This window comes from Citrobacter sp. Cpo142, from assembly GCF_030332425.1.
In the GTDB taxonomy this organism is placed as follows: Bacteria; Pseudomonadota; Gammaproteobacteria; order Enterobacterales; family Enterobacteriaceae; genus Citrobacter; species Citrobacter portucalensis.
In genome coordinates this window covers 1-15,800 of sequence record NZ_JAOWHW010000030.1, presented here as the reverse complement: position 1 = coordinate 15,800, position 15,800 = coordinate 1, and the positions used below count along the sequence as shown (strand labels likewise).

At 51.0% G+C, this 15,800-nt stretch carries 16 protein-coding genes and 1 pseudogene; 8 read left to right on the top strand and 9 right to left on the bottom strand.

Annotated elements, in window-relative coordinates; all coding sequences use genetic code 11:
* The first annotated feature begins 295 nt into the window (after positions 1 to 295).
* The 4 genes from glnA (at position 296) to OGY18_RS01045 (ending at position 4,680) form a co-directional block, all read left to right on the top strand.
* Positions 296 to 1,705: a glutamate--ammonia ligase gene (gene glnA, locus OGY18_RS01060; RefSeq protein ID WP_003825314.1), complete on the top strand. Its 1,410-nt coding sequence runs from the start codon at positions 296 to 298 to the stop codon at positions 1,703 to 1,705.
* 282 nt (positions 1,706 to 1,987) lie between these two features.
* Positions 1,988 to 3,037, top strand: a complete 1,050-nt coding sequence (glnL, locus tag OGY18_RS01055; RefSeq protein ID WP_008786986.1) for a nitrogen regulation protein NR(II) — start codon at positions 1,988 to 1,990, stop codon at positions 3,035 to 3,037.
* A 10-nt stretch (positions 3,038 to 3,047) separates the two neighbouring features.
* Positions 3,048 to 4,457: a nitrogen regulation protein NR(I) gene (gene glnG, locus OGY18_RS01050; protein WP_003825317.1), complete on the top strand. Its 1,410-nt coding sequence runs from the start codon at positions 3,048 to 3,050 to the stop codon at positions 4,455 to 4,457.
* A 112-nt stretch (positions 4,458 to 4,569) separates the two neighbouring features.
* Positions 4,570 to 4,680 carry a YshB family small membrane protein gene (locus tag OGY18_RS01045; RefSeq protein WP_020996121.1) on the top strand — a complete coding sequence of 37 codons (111 nt, stop codon included), beginning with the start codon at positions 4,570 to 4,572 and terminating at the stop codon, positions 4,678 to 4,680.
* A gap of 87 nt (positions 4,681 to 4,767) precedes the next feature.
* Here OGY18_RS01045 and hemN read toward each other — a convergent pair whose 3' ends face one another.
* From hemN to OGY18_RS01030, 3 genes and pseudogenes are all read right to left on the bottom strand, one after another.
* Entirely contained in the window at positions 4,768 to 6,141 is a 1,374-nt protein-coding gene (gene hemN, locus OGY18_RS01040; protein ID WP_126319655.1) for an oxygen-independent coproporphyrinogen III oxidase, read from the bottom strand.
* Between the two features lie 188 nt (positions 6,142 to 6,329).
* Positions 6,330 to 6,839, bottom strand: coding sequence for a Der GTPase-activating protein YihI (yihI, locus tag OGY18_RS01035; protein WP_003028627.1), 510 nt, complete (start codon positions 6,837 to 6,839; stop codon positions 6,330 to 6,332).
* A gap of 106 nt (positions 6,840 to 6,945) precedes the next feature.
* Positions 6,946 to 7,194 (bottom strand): annotated as a pseudogene (locus tag OGY18_RS01030) (hypothetical protein).
* 209 nt (positions 7,195 to 7,403) lie between these two features.
* On the opposite strand from OGY18_RS01030, the gene yihA reads away from it, so the two are divergent.
* Entirely contained in the window at positions 7,404 to 8,036 is a 633-nt protein-coding gene (yihA, locus tag OGY18_RS01025) for a ribosome biogenesis GTP-binding protein YihA/YsxC (RefSeq protein WP_063941722.1), read from the top strand.
* A 227-nt stretch (positions 8,037 to 8,263) separates the two neighbouring features.
* On the opposite strand, the gene spfP is transcribed toward yihA, so the two are convergent.
* The 3 genes from spfP to OGY18_RS01015 all read right to left on the bottom strand — a co-directional run bounded on the left by spfP (position 8,264) and on the right by OGY18_RS01015 (position 11,815).
* Positions 8,264 to 8,311: a small protein SpfP gene (spfP, locus tag OGY18_RS27455; RefSeq protein ID WP_071892919.1), complete on the bottom strand. Its 48-nt coding sequence runs from the start codon at positions 8,309 to 8,311 to the stop codon at positions 8,264 to 8,266.
* 166 nt (positions 8,312 to 8,477) lie between these two features.
* Positions 8,478 to 11,264, bottom strand: a complete 2,787-nt coding sequence (gene polA, locus OGY18_RS01020; protein WP_286551322.1) for a DNA polymerase I — start codon at positions 11,262 to 11,264, stop codon at positions 8,478 to 8,480.
* A gap of 215 nt (positions 11,265 to 11,479) precedes the next feature.
* Positions 11,480 to 11,815: a hypothetical protein gene (locus tag OGY18_RS01015; protein ID WP_230320052.1), complete on the bottom strand. Its 336-nt coding sequence runs from the start codon at positions 11,813 to 11,815 to the stop codon at positions 11,480 to 11,482.
* Between OGY18_RS01015 and yihG the strand changes: the two genes are divergently transcribed.
* Positions 11,697 to 12,563, top strand: coding sequence for a 1-acylglycerol-3-phosphate O-acyltransferase, YihG family (gene yihG, locus OGY18_RS01010; protein ID WP_284969549.1), 867 nt, complete (start codon positions 11,697 to 11,699; stop codon positions 12,561 to 12,563). The two genes, OGY18_RS01015 and yihG, sit on opposite strands and share 119 nt — an antisense overlap.
* A 13-nt stretch (positions 12,564 to 12,576) precedes the next feature.
* On the opposite strand, the gene dsbA is transcribed toward yihG, so the two are convergent.
* The 3 genes from dsbA to OGY18_RS00995 all read right to left on the bottom strand — a co-directional run bounded on the left by dsbA (position 12,577) and on the right by OGY18_RS00995 (position 14,549).
* The gene (dsbA, locus tag OGY18_RS01005; protein ID WP_003028621.1) at positions 12,577 to 13,200 is read right to left on the bottom strand and encodes a thiol:disulfide interchange protein DsbA; all 624 of its coding nucleotides are present in this window, start codon (positions 13,198 to 13,200) and stop codon (positions 12,577 to 12,579) included.
* A 16-nt stretch (positions 13,201 to 13,216) separates the two neighbouring features.
* Positions 13,217 to 14,203 (bottom strand): serine/threonine protein kinase, encoded by a 987-nt coding sequence (locus OGY18_RS01000; protein WP_286551321.1) that lies wholly within the window; start codon positions 14,201 to 14,203, stop codon positions 13,217 to 13,219.
* 76 nt (positions 14,204 to 14,279) lie between these two features.
* On the bottom strand, positions 14,280 to 14,549 hold the full coding sequence (locus tag OGY18_RS00995; protein ID WP_003028616.1) for a YihD family protein: 270 nt from the start codon (positions 14,547 to 14,549) through the stop codon (positions 14,280 to 14,282).
* 69 nt (positions 14,550 to 14,618) lie between these two features.
* Here OGY18_RS00995 and mobA point away from each other — a divergent pair, with 69 nt between their 5' ends.
* Together mobA and mobB are read left to right on the top strand one after the other, a co-directional pair.
* Positions 14,619 to 15,203 (top strand): molybdenum cofactor guanylyltransferase MobA, encoded by a 585-nt coding sequence (gene mobA, locus OGY18_RS00990; RefSeq protein WP_003825335.1) that lies wholly within the window; start codon positions 14,619 to 14,621, stop codon positions 15,201 to 15,203.
* Positions 15,185 to 15,703, top strand: coding sequence for a molybdopterin-guanine dinucleotide biosynthesis protein MobB (mobB, locus tag OGY18_RS00985; protein ID WP_103015350.1), 519 nt, complete (start codon positions 15,185 to 15,187; stop codon positions 15,701 to 15,703). Before mobA ends, mobB begins: the two co-directional genes overlap by 19 nt.
* Positions 15,704 to 15,800 lie beyond the last annotated feature (97 nt).

The window sequence follows — 15,800 nt, the reverse complement described above, 5'->3', positions numbered from 1 at the left end:
CAAACAAGTATTGCAGAGTTTCTTTGTGATCACATTCACGGAGCGTTAAAAGGGGTAATCTGACATGCTTTGCACCAATATGGTGCTTAATGTTCACATTAAAGCACTATAATGGTGCAATACAACCTTCATGGTGCAGCCCCTTTGCACGATGGTGCGCATGATAACGCCTTTTAGGGGCAATTTAAAAGTTGGCACAGATTTCGCTTTATATTTTTTATGGCGACACGGCCAATTTTTGCAGAATTGAAGACTTCGTTACCACGACGACAATGACCAATCCGGGAGAGTAAGTATGTCCGCTGAACACGTTTTGACGATGCTGAACGAACACGAAGTGAAGTTTGTTGATTTACGCTTCACTGATACCAAAGGTAAAGAACAGCACGTCACTATTCCTGCTCATCAGGTAAATGCCGAATTCTTTGAAGAAGGCAAAATGTTTGACGGCTCCTCAATCGGTGGCTGGAAAGGCATTAACGAATCAGACATGGTTCTGATGCCAGATGCGTCTACTGCTCTCATCGACCCGTTCTTTGAAGAGTCTACCCTGATCATCCGTTGCGATATCCTGGAACCAGGTACGCTGCAGGGCTACGACCGTGACCCACGCTCCATCGCTAAACGTGCTGAAGAATATCTGCGTTCTACCGGCATCGCAGACACCGTTCTGTTCGGGCCAGAGCCAGAGTTCTTCCTGTTTGACGACATCCGTTTCGGCGCATCTATTTCCGGTTCCCACGTGGCTATCGATGATATCGAAGGCGCATGGAACTCCTCCACCAAATACGAAGGTGGTAACAAAGGTCATCGTCCTGGCGTGAAAGGCGGTTACTTCCCGGTTCCTCCGGTAGATTCTTCTCAGGATATCCGTTCTACCATGTGTCTGATCATGGAAGAGATGGGCCTGGTTGTTGAAGCGCATCACCACGAAGTGGCGACTGCTGGTCAGAACGAAATCGCGACCCGCTTTAACACCATGACCAAAAAAGCGGACGAAATTCAGATCTACAAATATGTCGTTCACAACGTCGCTCACCGTTTCGGTAAAACCGCGACCTTTATGCCAAAACCAATGTTTGGCGATAACGGTTCCGGCATGCACTGCCACATGTCCCTGTCCAAGAACGGCGTAAACCTGTTCTCCGGTGACAAATATGCGGGTCTGTCTGAGCAGGCGCTGTACTACATCGGTGGCGTAATCAAACACGCTAAAGCGATCAACGCCCTGGCTAACCCGACCACCAACTCCTACAAGCGTCTGGTCCCGGGTTACGAAGCACCGGTCATGCTGGCTTACTCTGCCCGTAACCGTTCTGCGTCTATCCGTATCCCGGTAGTTGCTTCTCCGAAAGCTCGTCGTATCGAAGTGCGTTTCCCGGACCCGGCTGCTAACCCGTACCTGTGCTTCGCAGCGCTGCTGATGGCTGGTCTTGACGGTATTAAGAACAAGATCCACCCGGGCGAAGCAATGGACAAAAACCTGTACGACCTGCCGCCGGAAGAAGCGAAAGAGATCCCACAGGTTGCTGGTTCTCTGGAAGAAGCACTGAAAGAACTGGATCTGGACCGCGAGTTCCTGACCGCAGGCGGCGTGTTCACCAATGAAGCGATCGATGCGTACATTGCGCTGCGTCGCGAAGAAGATGACCGCGTGCGTATGACTCCGCACCCGGTAGAGTTTGAGCTGTACTACAGCGTTTAATCGTTTGAGTTGCCGTGGAACTTTTAGCCTGCTTAGGCAGGCTTGAGATCGATGGCGAATGATAGGACGCCTGATGGCGCAATCTTACCAGGCCTGGAGGGTAACATTACCTTGTAGGCCGGATAAGGCAAAGCCGCCATCCGGCATCTATGTTTGCCAGTCATCTGTAGCCCATCCCAGGATGGGCTTTTTTCTCCACTAACAACCTGCTTTTTCGCGCTTTTTTGATGTAAAAAGCTATAATGCACTAAATTGGTGCAACACTTTTCAGGAGACTGCTGAATGGCAACCGGCACGCTGCCCGATGCTGGGCAGATCCTCAATTCTTTAATCAACAGCATCTTACTGGTCGACGATGAACTGGCTGTACATTACGCCAACCCGGCGGCACAGCAGCTGCTCGCCCAAAGCTCCCGCAAACTGTTTGGTACACCGCTTCCCGATCTGTTGAGTTATTTCTCCTTAAACATCGGACTGATGCGAGAGAGCCTGGAAGCAGGCCAGGGCTTTACGGATAACGAAGTGACGCTGGTGATAGACAGCCACTCACATATCCTCTCTGTGACCGCTCAGAGGCTGCCTGATGGCCTTATCTTGCTGGAGATGGCCCCTATGGATAACCAGCGCCGTCTGAGTCAGGAACAGCTCCAGCACGCCCAGCAGATTGCTGCCCGCGATCTGGTGCGTGGCCTGGCGCACGAAATTAAAAACCCGCTGGGCGGATTACGCGGTGCGGCGCAACTTCTCAGCAAAGCACTTCCGGACCCGGCGCTGACCGAATATACCAAAGTCATTATTGAACAGGCGGACCGCCTGCGTAATCTGGTTGACCGTCTGCTGGGGCCACAACAGCCGGGAATGCACATCACGGAAAGTATTCACAAAGTGGCGGAACGCGTGGTGGCGCTGGTCTCGATGGAGCTGCCGGAAAACGTCACGCTAATCCGGGATTACGACCCAAGTCTGCCCGAATTACTGCACGACCCGGACCAGATCGAGCAGGTTTTGCTGAACATCGTGCGCAATGCTTTGCAGGCGCTGGGACCGGAAGGCGGCGAGATCATTCTGCGTACCCGCACCGCGTTTCAGCTCACGCTACACGGCATGCGTTACCGTCTGGCGGCACGAATTGATGTTGAGGATAACGGTCCGGGTATTCCCTCGCATTTGCAGGACACGCTGTTCTACCCAATGGTCAGCGGTCGCGAAGGCGGTACCGGCCTTGGATTATCTATCGCCCGTAATTTGATTGATCAACATTCTGGCAAAATTGAATTTACCAGTTGGCCGGGTCATACCGAGTTCTCGGTTTACCTGCCTATCAGGAAATAAGGTGACGTTTATGCAACGAGGAATAGTCTGGGTCGTTGATGACGATAGTTCCATCCGTTGGGTGCTTGAACGTGCGCTCGCAGGGGCAGGGCTAAGCTGTACCACATTTGAAAGTGGTAAAGAGGTACTGGACGCGCTGGCCAGCAAGACGCCGGACGTACTGTTGTCAGATATCCGCATGCCGGGTATGGACGGCCTGACGCTGTTAAAACAGATTAAACAGCGGCATCCGATGCTTCCGGTCATCATAATGACCGCGCACTCCGATCTGGATGCCGCCGTCAGCGCCTATCAGCAAGGGGCGTTTGATTATCTGCCCAAACCTTTTGATATTGATGAAGCCGTGGCGCTGGTCGAGCGTGCCATCAGCCATTATCAGGAACAGCAGCAGCCGCGTAATGTTCAGATTAACGGCCCCACAACCGACATCATCGGCGAAGCGCCAGCAATGCAGGACGTCTTTCGCATTATTGGCCGCCTGTCCCGATCGTCAATCAGCGTATTGATAAACGGAGAGTCAGGGACCGGTAAAGAGCTGGTCGCCCATGCGTTGCACCGTCATAGCCCGCGCGTCAAAGCGCCGTTTATCGCGCTGAACATGGCGGCTATTCCGAAAGATTTGATCGAATCTGAGCTGTTTGGTCACGAGAAAGGCGCGTTTACCGGGGCGAATACCATTCGTCAGGGGCGCTTTGAACAGGCAGACGGCGGTACGCTGTTCCTCGATGAAATTGGCGATATGCCGCTGGACGTGCAAACGCGTTTATTGCGCGTATTAGCCGACGGACAGTTTTACCGCGTAGGCGGTTACGCGCCCGTAAAGGTAGATGTACGCATTATCGCCGCCACACACCAAAACCTTGAACTACGCGTGCAAGAAGGCAAATTCCGTGAGGACTTATTCCATCGGCTGAACGTCATTCGGGTACATCTGCCACCGCTGCGTGAACGTCGGGAGGATATCCCCCGCCTGGCGCGTCATTTCCTGCAGGAGGCCGCCCGCGAACTGGGGGTGGAAGCCAAACAATTACACCCGGAAACTGAGGCTGCGCTCACCCGTCTGGCCTGGCCAGGTAACGTGCGTCAGCTTGAGAACACCTGCCGCTGGTTAACCGTAATGGCCGCCGGGCAGGAAGTACTGATTCAGGACTTACCAACCGAGCTGTTTGAAACCTCCGTGCCAGACGCACCGTCCCATATGCAGCCGGATAGTTGGGCAACGCTATTGGCACAGTGGGCAGATCGGGCATTACGCTCCGGCCATCAAAACTTGCTTTCCGAGGCCCAACCGGAGATGGAGCGCACGCTGTTGACTACCGCGCTCCGTCATACTCAGGGGCATAAACAGGAAGCGGCACGCTTGCTCGGCTGGGGTCGTAATACCTTGACGCGTAAGCTAAAAGAACTCGGAATGGAGTGACATATCGTCACTGTGTAAAGATTAATAATTGAGCGCAAATAGCTGCTATTTTGCGCTTTACTGTTCCGATGAGTTAAGTATGATCGTGCCCGGAAAACGGGGGGAAGTCATCATGCTGGAATCAATCATTAATCTGCTGTCGAGCGGTGCAGTCGAAAGCCATACGCCACAAACTGCGGTCGCCGCAGTATTGTGCGCAGCGCTTGTTGGGCTTTTCAGCTAGCGGGTTCGCCGGGTGGCGCTTCGCTTACCCGACCTACGTATTGAGATTTTCGTAGGCACGATAAGCGAAGCACCACCCGGAAAAGCGTTAAATCACCCGAGAGAATTGCTGCATCCGCGCTTTCTGGCGCAGATACGCATCGAAGCACATGCAAATATTACGGATCAGCAGACGGCCCTTCGGCGTGACCTGAATCCCCTTCTCATTGACATCCACCAGCCCATCCTTCGCCAGCGGTGCCAGCAGTTTCAGGTCTTCGGCAAAATAGTCAGCGAAGTTCAGATCCCATTGCTGTTCCACAGCGGCATAGTCGAGGCGGAAGTTGCAGATCAGGAGCTTAATAACATCACGACGAATGCAGTCATCGCGGGTCAGGGCAATTCCGCGCCACAGCGCGTCACCCTGCTCGTCTACCTGCTGATAATAGCGCTTCAGCTCTTTCTGGTTCTGCGCGTAGTTGTCACCAATCATACTGATGGCTGACACGCCCATTCCCAGCAGATCGGTATCACCCTGGGTGGTATAACCCTGGAAATTACGATGCAGCACACCCTTGCGTTGAGCAATCGCCAGCTCATCATCCGGGCGGGCAAAGTGATCCATACCAATGAACTGATAGCCAGTTTCGGTCAGTGAAGAGATGGTTTCCTGCAGGATATCCAGCTTCTGCTGCGCGCTGGGCAGGTCGGCATCTTTAATTTTGCGCTGAGCGGCAAACAGCGTCGGCAGGTGCGCGTAGTTAAAGACGCTCAGTCGGTCTGGATTCAGCTCAGCAACGCGTTTCAGGGTGAAGGCGAAACTTTCCGGCGTCTGTTTTGGCAAACCATAAATCAGATCGATGTTCGTTGAGGTAAAGCCAATCTCACGCGCATGATTCAGCAGCGCAAAGATAAACTCCTCATCCTGCTCACGGTTCACCAGGCGCTGAACTTCTTTATTGAAGTCCTGCACCCCCATGCTCAGGCGGTTAAAACCTTCAGCGCGTAAATGATCGAGCACATCCAGCTCAATTTCACGCGGATCCACTTCGATCGAAATTTCGGCGTCGTCGTTAAAGTTAAAGTTGCCACGTAGCAGCGACATCAAACGGCTGATTTGCGCTTTATTCAGGTACGTTGGCGTGCCGCCGCCCCAGTGCAGCTGACTGACATGGCGTCCGGCGAACAGCGGTGCGCGATGAATAATTTCTTGTTCTAAGACATCGAGGTATTGATCGGCTTTATGCTGCTGGCGAGTCACGACCTTGTTACAGCCGCAGAAGTAGCACAGCTTGTGGCAGAACGGGATGTGAACGTACAACGAGAGAGGACGCTCAGGATAACGCGCCACGGCCTTTAGAAATGCCTCAGTGCCGTAGTCTTCAGAAAACTCCAGCGCGGTCGGGTACGAGGTATATCGTGGCCCGGAATAGTTATATTTCTGGATCAGGGCCAGGTCCCAGTCTATTAACTGCTCTGACATGCTCACTCCTTCCGATGGCGTCTCTGGCGGGTACGGCGTACCGACTTAACCCCTGTACGGGTGATAAGTCGGTTGCGCAGCCACTTCTGTCGCCGCGACAACCGCTGTAGTTTAACGAATAACCACACCAGATAACATATAACCGGAAGGGTTATAAGCAGGACGGGAAGACCCACGGTGTAAAACCGTTAGTTGCCGCCTTTCAGCAGGCGCATCATGTCTTCCTGCTTTTCTTCTTCTTCCTCTTCTTCCTCGTCATCGTAAGAAAGACCCAGCTTTTGCATCAGCTCATCGATGCGATCCAGCTTGGCATCAACCCAGGACTGATCTTCCGCGCTCAGGGTTTCTCCTGCTTCAAGACGCTCCAGCAGCGCATCCAGGCGCTCATCCGTTTCCAGTAAATCCAACTCAGCCTGTGGTGAAAGCATAGGTTTCTCACTCTTCGGTTTGTGCTGTTTGGTGACTTTTTCGGTCACGCCCAATGGAATGGGGGTTTTGCTGCCAATACGAGGATCTTTTTGCTTATTTTGGTTTCCGCCACCAGATGCGCCTTCGCTACCGGACGCACGGCTACCTGCCGCATGACCACGGTGTTTTTTCTGGCGCTTACGGTCGCGAGCTTCCTGGTTAATTTCTTCGCGTGTTTTACGACGCGCTTTTGCAGGACCTTTACCGCGTGGTGTAGAAGTTGGTTTCATCATGATTCGTCTTTGGCTGTTTTTATTCAGTATATAATTGCGCCGGAATCTAGCAGAAATAAAGAAAAAAGGCGACAGAGTAATCTGTCGCCTTTTTTCCTGACTCTCAACCCTTACGGGCTCTACAATCCCTGTTGGCTATCAACACACCCTGTTTTTCCCTTAGCCTGTAACATTCCGTGTTGTTTCCATTTCCTTTTACTAACGTCTCCGGACGTTTGTCTTCCTGACAATCCTGTGTCTTCGCCTCCTGGCGCTCCTGACCCTCATCCTGAGTCGTCTATCCTTTCAGCTTCCTCGCTATGGATGCTACTTTACCGTTTTGGTTTAAACGTACAAGTAACCTGGGTAACAATTTCTGATTTTAAGAATAGCGCCCAAATGTAACCATATGATTTATTTTAGTTCTGTCATTTTTTACTCTGTCATCTCGTATAGAAACTGTCGGCAATGTCTCACAAAGCGCGGGGTTTTTACTTACACAGCCCACTCGTCGAAAAACCAGCCTTTTGCTGGGGTTCAGGTATAATCGCTGCAAAGCCCTGATTGATGGAGAGGACTGCTTTGACTAACTTGAATTATCAACAGACGCACTTTGTGATGAGTGCGCCTGATATTCGCCACTTACCTTCCGATACCGGTATCGAAGTGGCTTTTGCTGGCCGTTCCAACGCAGGCAAATCCAGTGCGCTAAATACCCTGACGAATCAAAAAGGTCTGGCGCGTACATCTAAAACGCCGGGTCGTACTCAGCTCATCAACCTGTTTGAAGTCGTTGACGGCAAACGCCTGGTCGATTTACCAGGATACGGTTATGCCGAAGTTCCGGAAGAGATGAAGCGTAAATGGCAGCGCGCGCTGGCTGAATATCTGGAAAAGCGTCAGAGCCTGCAAGGTCTGGTAGTGCTGATGGATATTCGTCACCCGTTAAAAGATCTCGATCAACAGATGATCCTGTGGGCAGTTGAGAGCAACGTTCAGGTTCTGGTACTGCTGACTAAAGCAGATAAGCTGGCCAGCGGTGCACGCAAAGCGCAGCTGAATATGGTACGTGAAGCCGTACTGGCATTTAACGGTGATGTGCAGGTAGAAGCATTTTCATCGCTGAAAAAACTGGGTGTGGACAAACTGCGGCAAAAACTGGATAGCTGGTTTAGTGAACTGGCACCGGTTGAAGAGGAGCAGGACGGGGAATAACCCACCGATATGCCGGATGGCGCCGTAGCGCGTTTTATCCGGCCTACAGATCTTTATTTTTGCTCTAAATAATTCGAGTTGCATAAAGGCGGCGACGCAGCAAATCCCAGGAGCTTACATAAGTAAGTGACTGGGGTGAGCGAGGAAGCCAACGCGTATGCAGCTTGAAGTATGACGAGCAAAATAAAAAACGCCCCAGTCATTACTGACTGGGGCGGCTAAAATATTCAGCCAAATCCGATTACGTGAAGTAAAAGGTCTGAAAGATAGAACATCTTACCTCTGTACCCTACGAGAATAACTTTACTCTTTTTTGAGCAGCTCAGAAAGCACTTTTTGTAATTTTTTTTCATTCCTTACATAGGGAATTCTAATGGACATCACAAAAAGCTCTCTCTTATGTTGCTTAGTTACGAAAAAGGGGCGTTATTAAGTAAACCCTTAGTGCGCCTGATCCCAGTTTTCACCACTCCCGACTTCCACCAGCAACGGCACGTCAATCTGGGTCTCGTTTTCCATCAGTTGGTGGATCTTTTTAGAGACGCTTTCCAGATCATCTTTGTGCACTTCAAACACCAGTTCATCGTGTACCTGCATGATCATGCGCACGCGCGGTTGCTCGGTTTGCAGCCATCCATCCACAGCAATCATGGCTCGCTTGATAATATCTGCGGCAGTTCCCTGCATCGGGGCGTTAATGGCCGCACGTTCAGCACCAGCGCGACGAGCACCATTACTGGATTTAATATCCGGTAAATAGAGACGGCGACCTTCCAGCGTTTCTACATAGCCTTGCTCTTTCGCCTGCGCGCGGGTACGTTCCATGTATTCCAACACACCTGGGTAGCGTTCAAAGTAGAGATCCATGTACTTCTGTGCTTCTTTGCGCGGAATATTCAACTGGCGCGCCAAACCAAAGGCGCTCATCCCGTAGATCAAACCGAAGTTGATGGCTTTCGCGCTGCGGCGTTGCTCGCTGGTCACAGCATCAAGCGGTAAACCAAAAACTTCTGCCGCCGTTGCGCGGTGAATATCTTTCCCTTCGGCAAACGCGGTAAGCAGACCTTTATCACGTGAAAGGTGCGCCATGATACGCAGTTCAATCTGTGAGTAGTCCGCAGAGACAATCACGTAGTCTTCTGGCGCAATGAACGCCTGACGAATACGACGACCTTCGTCATTACGTACCGGGATGTTTTGCAGGTTTGGATCCGTTGAAGACAAGCGCCCGGTGGCGGTAACCGCCTGATGGTAGGAGGTGTGCACGCGTCCGGTTTTCTTGTTAATCATCAACGGAAGCTTATCCGTATAGGTCGACTTCAGTTTTGCTAAACCACGATATTCCAGGATCACTTTCGGCAATGGGTAATCCAGCGCGAGCTCTTCCAGTACCTCTTCCGACGTTGATGGCGCGCCGCCTGGGGTTTTCTTCAACGGCTTAATACCCTGCTTTTCAAACAGGATAGTTTGCAGTTGCTTAGTGGAAGAGAGGTTAAACGCTTCTCCGGCGATCTCGTGCGCTTTTTGCTCCAGCTCATTCAAACGCAGCGTCAGCTCTTCTGAATGCTTGTGCAGAACAGCCGGATCGATTTTCACACCGTTGCGCTCAACGCGAGACAAAACCGGCACCAGCGGCATATCGATATTTTCAAAGACGTTCAACGGCCCTTTATGCTGCTGCAATTCTGGCCACATCTTCAGATGCAGCTGTAACGTAACGTCGGCGTCTTCCGCAGCGTAACGACCAGCCTCTTCCAGTGCTATCTGGTTAAAGGTCAGCTGGTTTTTGCCTTTTCCAGCAATCTCTTCAAAGGTGATGGTCTTATGTTTCAGCCAGCGGTCCGACAGGCTGTCCATATCATGTCGTCCAGCGACGCTGTTAAGAATGTAGGATTCGAGCATGGTGTCAAAAGTGATGCCGCGCAGCTCGATGCCATAGTTCGCCAGGATGCCGCGATCGTACTTCAGGTTTTGCCCGACTTTGTGCGCGTTCTCATCTTCCAGCAGCGGCTTTAGCAGCTCCAGCGCGCGGTCGCGCGCGATCTGGTCAGGGGCATCCAGGTAATCGTGGGCAACAGGAACATACGCCGCCACACCCGGTTCAATGGCAAAAGACAGGCCAACCAGATTCGCGGAAATGTTGTCCAGGCTGTCAGTTTCAGTATCGAAGGCAAAGACAGGTGCTTTTTTCAGCTTAGCGATCCACGCTTCCAGCGTCGCTTCGTCCAGAATCGTCACATAGTTATCGTACGAAAGAACCGTAGCCGGCTCCTCAGGCGTTTCATCGACGACAATAGTTTCTTGCGGTTTTGCAGCCGGCTTCGTTCCTTTTGCCTGTAGCCATTTACCCGCTTCAACGTCAGTAACCCAACGTTTGAATTCATACTGTTTAAACAGGCCAAGCAGTTCTTCTGCAGCGGGCTGACGGACTTCCAGCTGCTCACAGGTCAATTCCAGCTCAACATCCGTTTTGATGGTAGCCAATTGATAAGAGAGGTACGCCACCTCTTTGTTCTGCTCAAGTTTGCCCGCCATGGTTTTCGCACCACGGAAGGTCAGCCCCGCTATTTTGTCTGATTCGGCATAGAGGGTATCCAGCCCACCCAGCCCCTGCAGCAGTGCCTGAGCGGTTTTTTCGCCTACGCCTGGAACGCCAGGAATGTTATCTGAGGAATCCCCCATCAGCGCCAGGAAATCGATGATCAGTTCCGGCGGGACGCCGTACTTATTCACCACTTCATCCGGGCCGAGGATCGTATTGGTCATGGTGTTGATAAGGGTGATATTCGGCGTCACTAACTGAGCCATATCTTTATCACCGGTGCTAATCAGCACCGGGCGACCGATCTTCTCTGCTTCCCGCGCCAGCGTACCGATAACATCGTCCGCCTCCACGCCAGAAACAGCCAACAGTGGCAGCCCCATCGCCTTTACCATCGCATGCAGAGGTTCAATCTGTGCACGCAGATCGTCCGGCATCGGTGGGCGGTGAGACTTATAATGTTCGAATAATTCATCACGGAAGGTTTTACCCTTGGCGTCGAATACCACCGCTGCATGGGTTGGTTGATATTGCAGAATCAAGCTACGCAGCATGTTGAGGACACCGTACATCGCGCCCGTAGGTTCTCCTGCTCTGTTAGTCAGCGGTGGGAACGCGTGGTATGCGCGATACAGGTAAGATGAGCCATCTACAAGGATAAGTGGGTTTTCTGGGATCTGAACCATAATGTCCGTGCCTGTTTATCAGATTATGGGTAAAGGATGCCACAGACAGGATGAAAACATGAGTTTTTCTCCGCATTTGTCGAAAAACTTTTGCAGATCTTCTGCTTTGCTCGCAAAGACAGCTGTGGATAACTTTGTGAATAAATAATTTTCAGCTCTTTAAATATAGCAAGGAAATTAATGCTTCATTATATTTATACAACAATTTCAATTGGTTAAATAAACTCACGGCATTTTATTCCATTTTTACAGCTTATATCCTGATGTGGATAGATATTCTCTTTTTTTCTATTCAGGGAAGATCCATCATTTGGTTCGTTTTCTGATAAAATCAGCCCCTTGCGCCTCTTTCGCGCACTGTCTATGGCTAACCTTTTGAATAATTTAATTATGACGAGAATACTCGCTGCGATAACGCTGTTGCTGAGTATCGTGTTGACCATATTGGTCACGATTTTTTGTTCTGTGCCGATCATCCTTGCCGGAGTTGTGAAACTCCTTTTGCCCATTCCTGTCGTCTGGCGCAAGGTTTCCGTCTTCTGTAATTTCATGATGTACTGCTGGTGTGAAGGTCTGGCGCTACTGCTGCACCTTAATCCGCGGCTGAAGTGGGATGTTGAAGGGCTGGAAGGTCTTAGCAAGAAAAACTGGTATCTGCTCATTTGTAATCATTACAGCTGGGCCGATATCGTTGTGCTTTGCGTTCTGTTCCGTAAGCACATCCCGATGAATAAATATTTCCTCAAGCAGCAGTTGGCCTGGGTGCCCTTTATTGGCCTGGCCTGCTGGGCGCTGGATATGCCGTTTATGAAACGCTATTCACGTGGCTATCTGCTTCGCCATCCGGAACGCCGTGGTAAAGATGTCGAAACAACGCGTCGTTCCTGCGAGAAGTTTCGCGTACACCCGACAACCATTGTGAATTTTGTCGAAGGTTCACGCTTTACCAAAGATAAACGTGAGCAAACCCGCTCTCCTTATCAAAACCTGCTCCCTCCTAAAGCGGCAGGTATTGCAATGGCATTGAACGTACTGGGGTCACAGTTCGATAAAATGTTGAACGTCACGTTGTGCTATCCGGAAAACAGTAGCCGACCGTTCTACGATATGCTGAGCGGTAAGCTAACGCGGATTGTCGTGCGGGTGAATCTGGAGCCAATCCATGAAGAGTTACACGGTGATTACGTGAACGATAAGGCATTCAAGCGCCGCTTTCAGCTGTGGTTGAATACGCTGTGGAGTGAGAAAGACGCGCAAATAGATGCGATTAAAGCATCAAGTAAAAAAGCCGGTCAGTGACCGGCTTTTGCTTTTACTTCTGACCAACCAGGTACTTCACGGTATCCGCATACTGTTGCACAAAGATATCCATGCTGCTGGTATCCATGCCCTGCGGGTTGACCTGATATTTGCCATTCACGAACATCGCCGGAACGCCCTGCAGCTGTAAATCAGCTGCCGCTTTTTCCTGCTGCGCCACGAGTGATTTCACCACGAAGCTGTTCCATGCCGCATCATAGTCTTCGCCTTTAATACCTGCGTCGACAAACACTTTACGGATATCAGCAACGGACTGAACGGTCTGAGTTTTCTGAACCCCTTCAAACAGCGGAACAGTGACCTGATCTTCAACACCCAGCGCCATAGCAACCGCCCATGCCTGCGTCAGATCTTTGCCCAAAGGCCCAAGAAACTCGACGTGGTATTTGGTCATCTTGGTGCCTTCCGGCAGTTTTTTCTTCACGTTATCAGATACATGAAGCACTTCTTCAAACTGATAGCAGTGCGGGCAGTAGAAGGAGAAGAACTCCAACACTTGCGGTTCACCCGCAACAGGCTTCTCCAGGGTGATGTATTGTTTACCATCCTGGAACTGCGCTGCAGATGCGCTAAAAGCTAAGACCATACCAGCCAGCGCCAGCCATATTTTTTTCATGTTCAAGTTTCTCCGATTAATACATTGGCGTTAATTGTAAGGGGGGCTCTTGCAGAATTTTTGCCTGCTCAATAAAGGTCGCGGTCTGACGATGCCAGTAATCTTCTCCGGTTAACCACGGGAAGTTTTTTGGGAACGCAGGGTCAGCCCAACGTCGAATCAGCCAGGCAAGATAATAAACTAAACGCATAGCGCGTAAAGGTTCTATCAGTCCGATTTCCGCCGTGTCGAACTCACTAAACTCTTCATAAGCCTCGATAATGGTTTCTAGCTGCATGCGTTGTTCAGCTTTATCACCATTGAGGAGCATCCATAAATCCTGAATAGCCGGACCATTGCGGGCATCATCTAAATCGACAAACATCGGGCCATCGCGCCACAGAATATTACCGGCATGACAATCACCGTGCAGGCGTAACGTGGTAAAACGCGTATGCCAGCGTTCGGTAACAATCGCGATAAGCGCATCCGTTGCCTTCAGGAAAGCCGCTTTTTGCCCTGATGGGATAAGCTGTGCGTGTTCAAAAACTTTACGCGGCTCAGCCAGGTACTCTTCAAGGCCAATCGTTGGGCGGAAGGCAAAAGTACGCTTGCATCCGGTCTGGTGCATACGCCCGAGATAGCGCCCCACCGCCTCCATCTGATCGATGTTGTCGGCTTCAAACTGGCGTCCACCGACGCTGGGGAAGATCGCATAATTGAAACCCTGATGGCTTAACAGCGTTTGGCCGTTCAGTACCAACGGCGCAGCTACCGGAACTTCATCGCTTACCAGTTCCAGAGCAAACTGGTGCTCTTCCTGGATCTGATCGACAGACCAACGTTCAGGGCGATAAAACTTAACGACAAAGCGTCGACGGTCTTCGTCCTGGAATTGATAGACACGGTTTTCATAGCTGTTAAGCGGAGTAAGCCCGGAATCCACCCGGATCCCCTGCTCAAACAGTGCATCCATGATGGTATCCGGGTGTAGCGTCTGGAAATTAAAAGCGTTGTCGTTCATCCCATCATCCGGAAAATACTACGAATGATTCAGGATATCATCTCGCAGCGCTTTCGGTGGCGGCGATTACAAGCTTTTACTCTTTAATTACGCCACGTGCGCGGAGTAGTGCGGTTTTAAAATCTTCTTCATAATCTTTCTGAATACCAGGAATGACCGCGTCTTTCGCCGAGTCACGCATTTTCAGGTGATAGATCAGAATGTCATCAGTTAAATCCGCCAGTTCGCCGTCAAAACCTGACTCTTGCGCCAGTTTCTGTAAAAATTGCATCAGGTTAAGATCGGGTTCCTTCTGCCAGGCAGGCTGGAGGAGTTCAATAACTTCATTCAGACGTTTACATTTCATGGTTGTGCTCCTTAGGCTCAATACAGATACGTTAGCAGGGTCAATCCCACATTAAAAGAGGCGATATCAGTGATTCTGGATAGTGCAATAACAGGGGTTGTGCTGGCTGGCGGTAAGGCCAGACGGATGGGCGGAACCGATAAAGGTCTGCTTGAACTGGACGGTAAACCTCTTTGGCGGCATGTGGCCGACATTCTCGCTTTGCAGGTCGAAACCGTGGTGGTTAATGCCAATCGCCACCGGGATATATACCAGCAAAGCGGCCTGAAAGTTATTCCCGATTCCTTGGCCGATTTCCCTGGCCCACTGGCCGGGATGCTATCGGTATTCCTGCAGCAAACGGGGGAGTGGTTTCTGTTTTGCCCGTGCGATATGCCCTATATTCCTCACGATCTGGTCGCTCGTCTAAAAGAGCAACGTAAAGATGCACCCGTTGTCTGGGTGCATGATGGGGAAAGAGATCACCCAACCATTGCGCTGATGCACCGCTCTATGCAGCCTTTGCTGCAGGATTATCTTCAGTCCGGTGAACGACGTGTCATGGTCTTTATGCGTCTGGCTGGCGGTCATGCTGTCGATTTCAGCGATCATAAAGATGCGTTCGTAAACGTGAATACCCCCGAAGAGCTCGCAAAATGGCAGGAAAAATCATGATCCCATTACTCGCCATTGCGGCATGGAGCGGCACGGGAAAAACCACGCTGCTCAAAAAGTTGATCCCGGAACTACGTGCCAGAGGTATACGTCCCGGATTGATTAAACATACTCATCACAATATGGATGTCGACAAGCCCGGTAAAGATAGTTATGAACTGCGCAAAGCCGGTGCAGCACAAACGCTGGTCGCCAGCCAGCAACGTTGGGCATTAATGGTAGAAACACCGGAAGAGCCCGAACTGGATTTAGCGTATCTGGTAAGCCGGATGGATGCAGCGACGTTGGATCTAGTGCTGGTTGAAGGGTTTAAGCATGAACCTGTCGCTAAGATCGTGCTTTTTCGCGACGGTTGCGGGCATAGTCCTGAAGAATTGGCGATAGACGAATATGTTATCGCGGTTGCCAGTGATGTTCCGCTGGCGGTGGATGTTCCATTGTTAGACATCAACGATATACAGCAACTTGCTGATTTTGTTACGCAATGGATAAGATGGTAACCGTGGTGTTGTGATGCGCCTGATGCGCTGCGCTTATCAGGCCTACAAAATACGTTCAGCCCAGCCCCTGCAGGCCGGATAAGGCGGCACGCCGCAT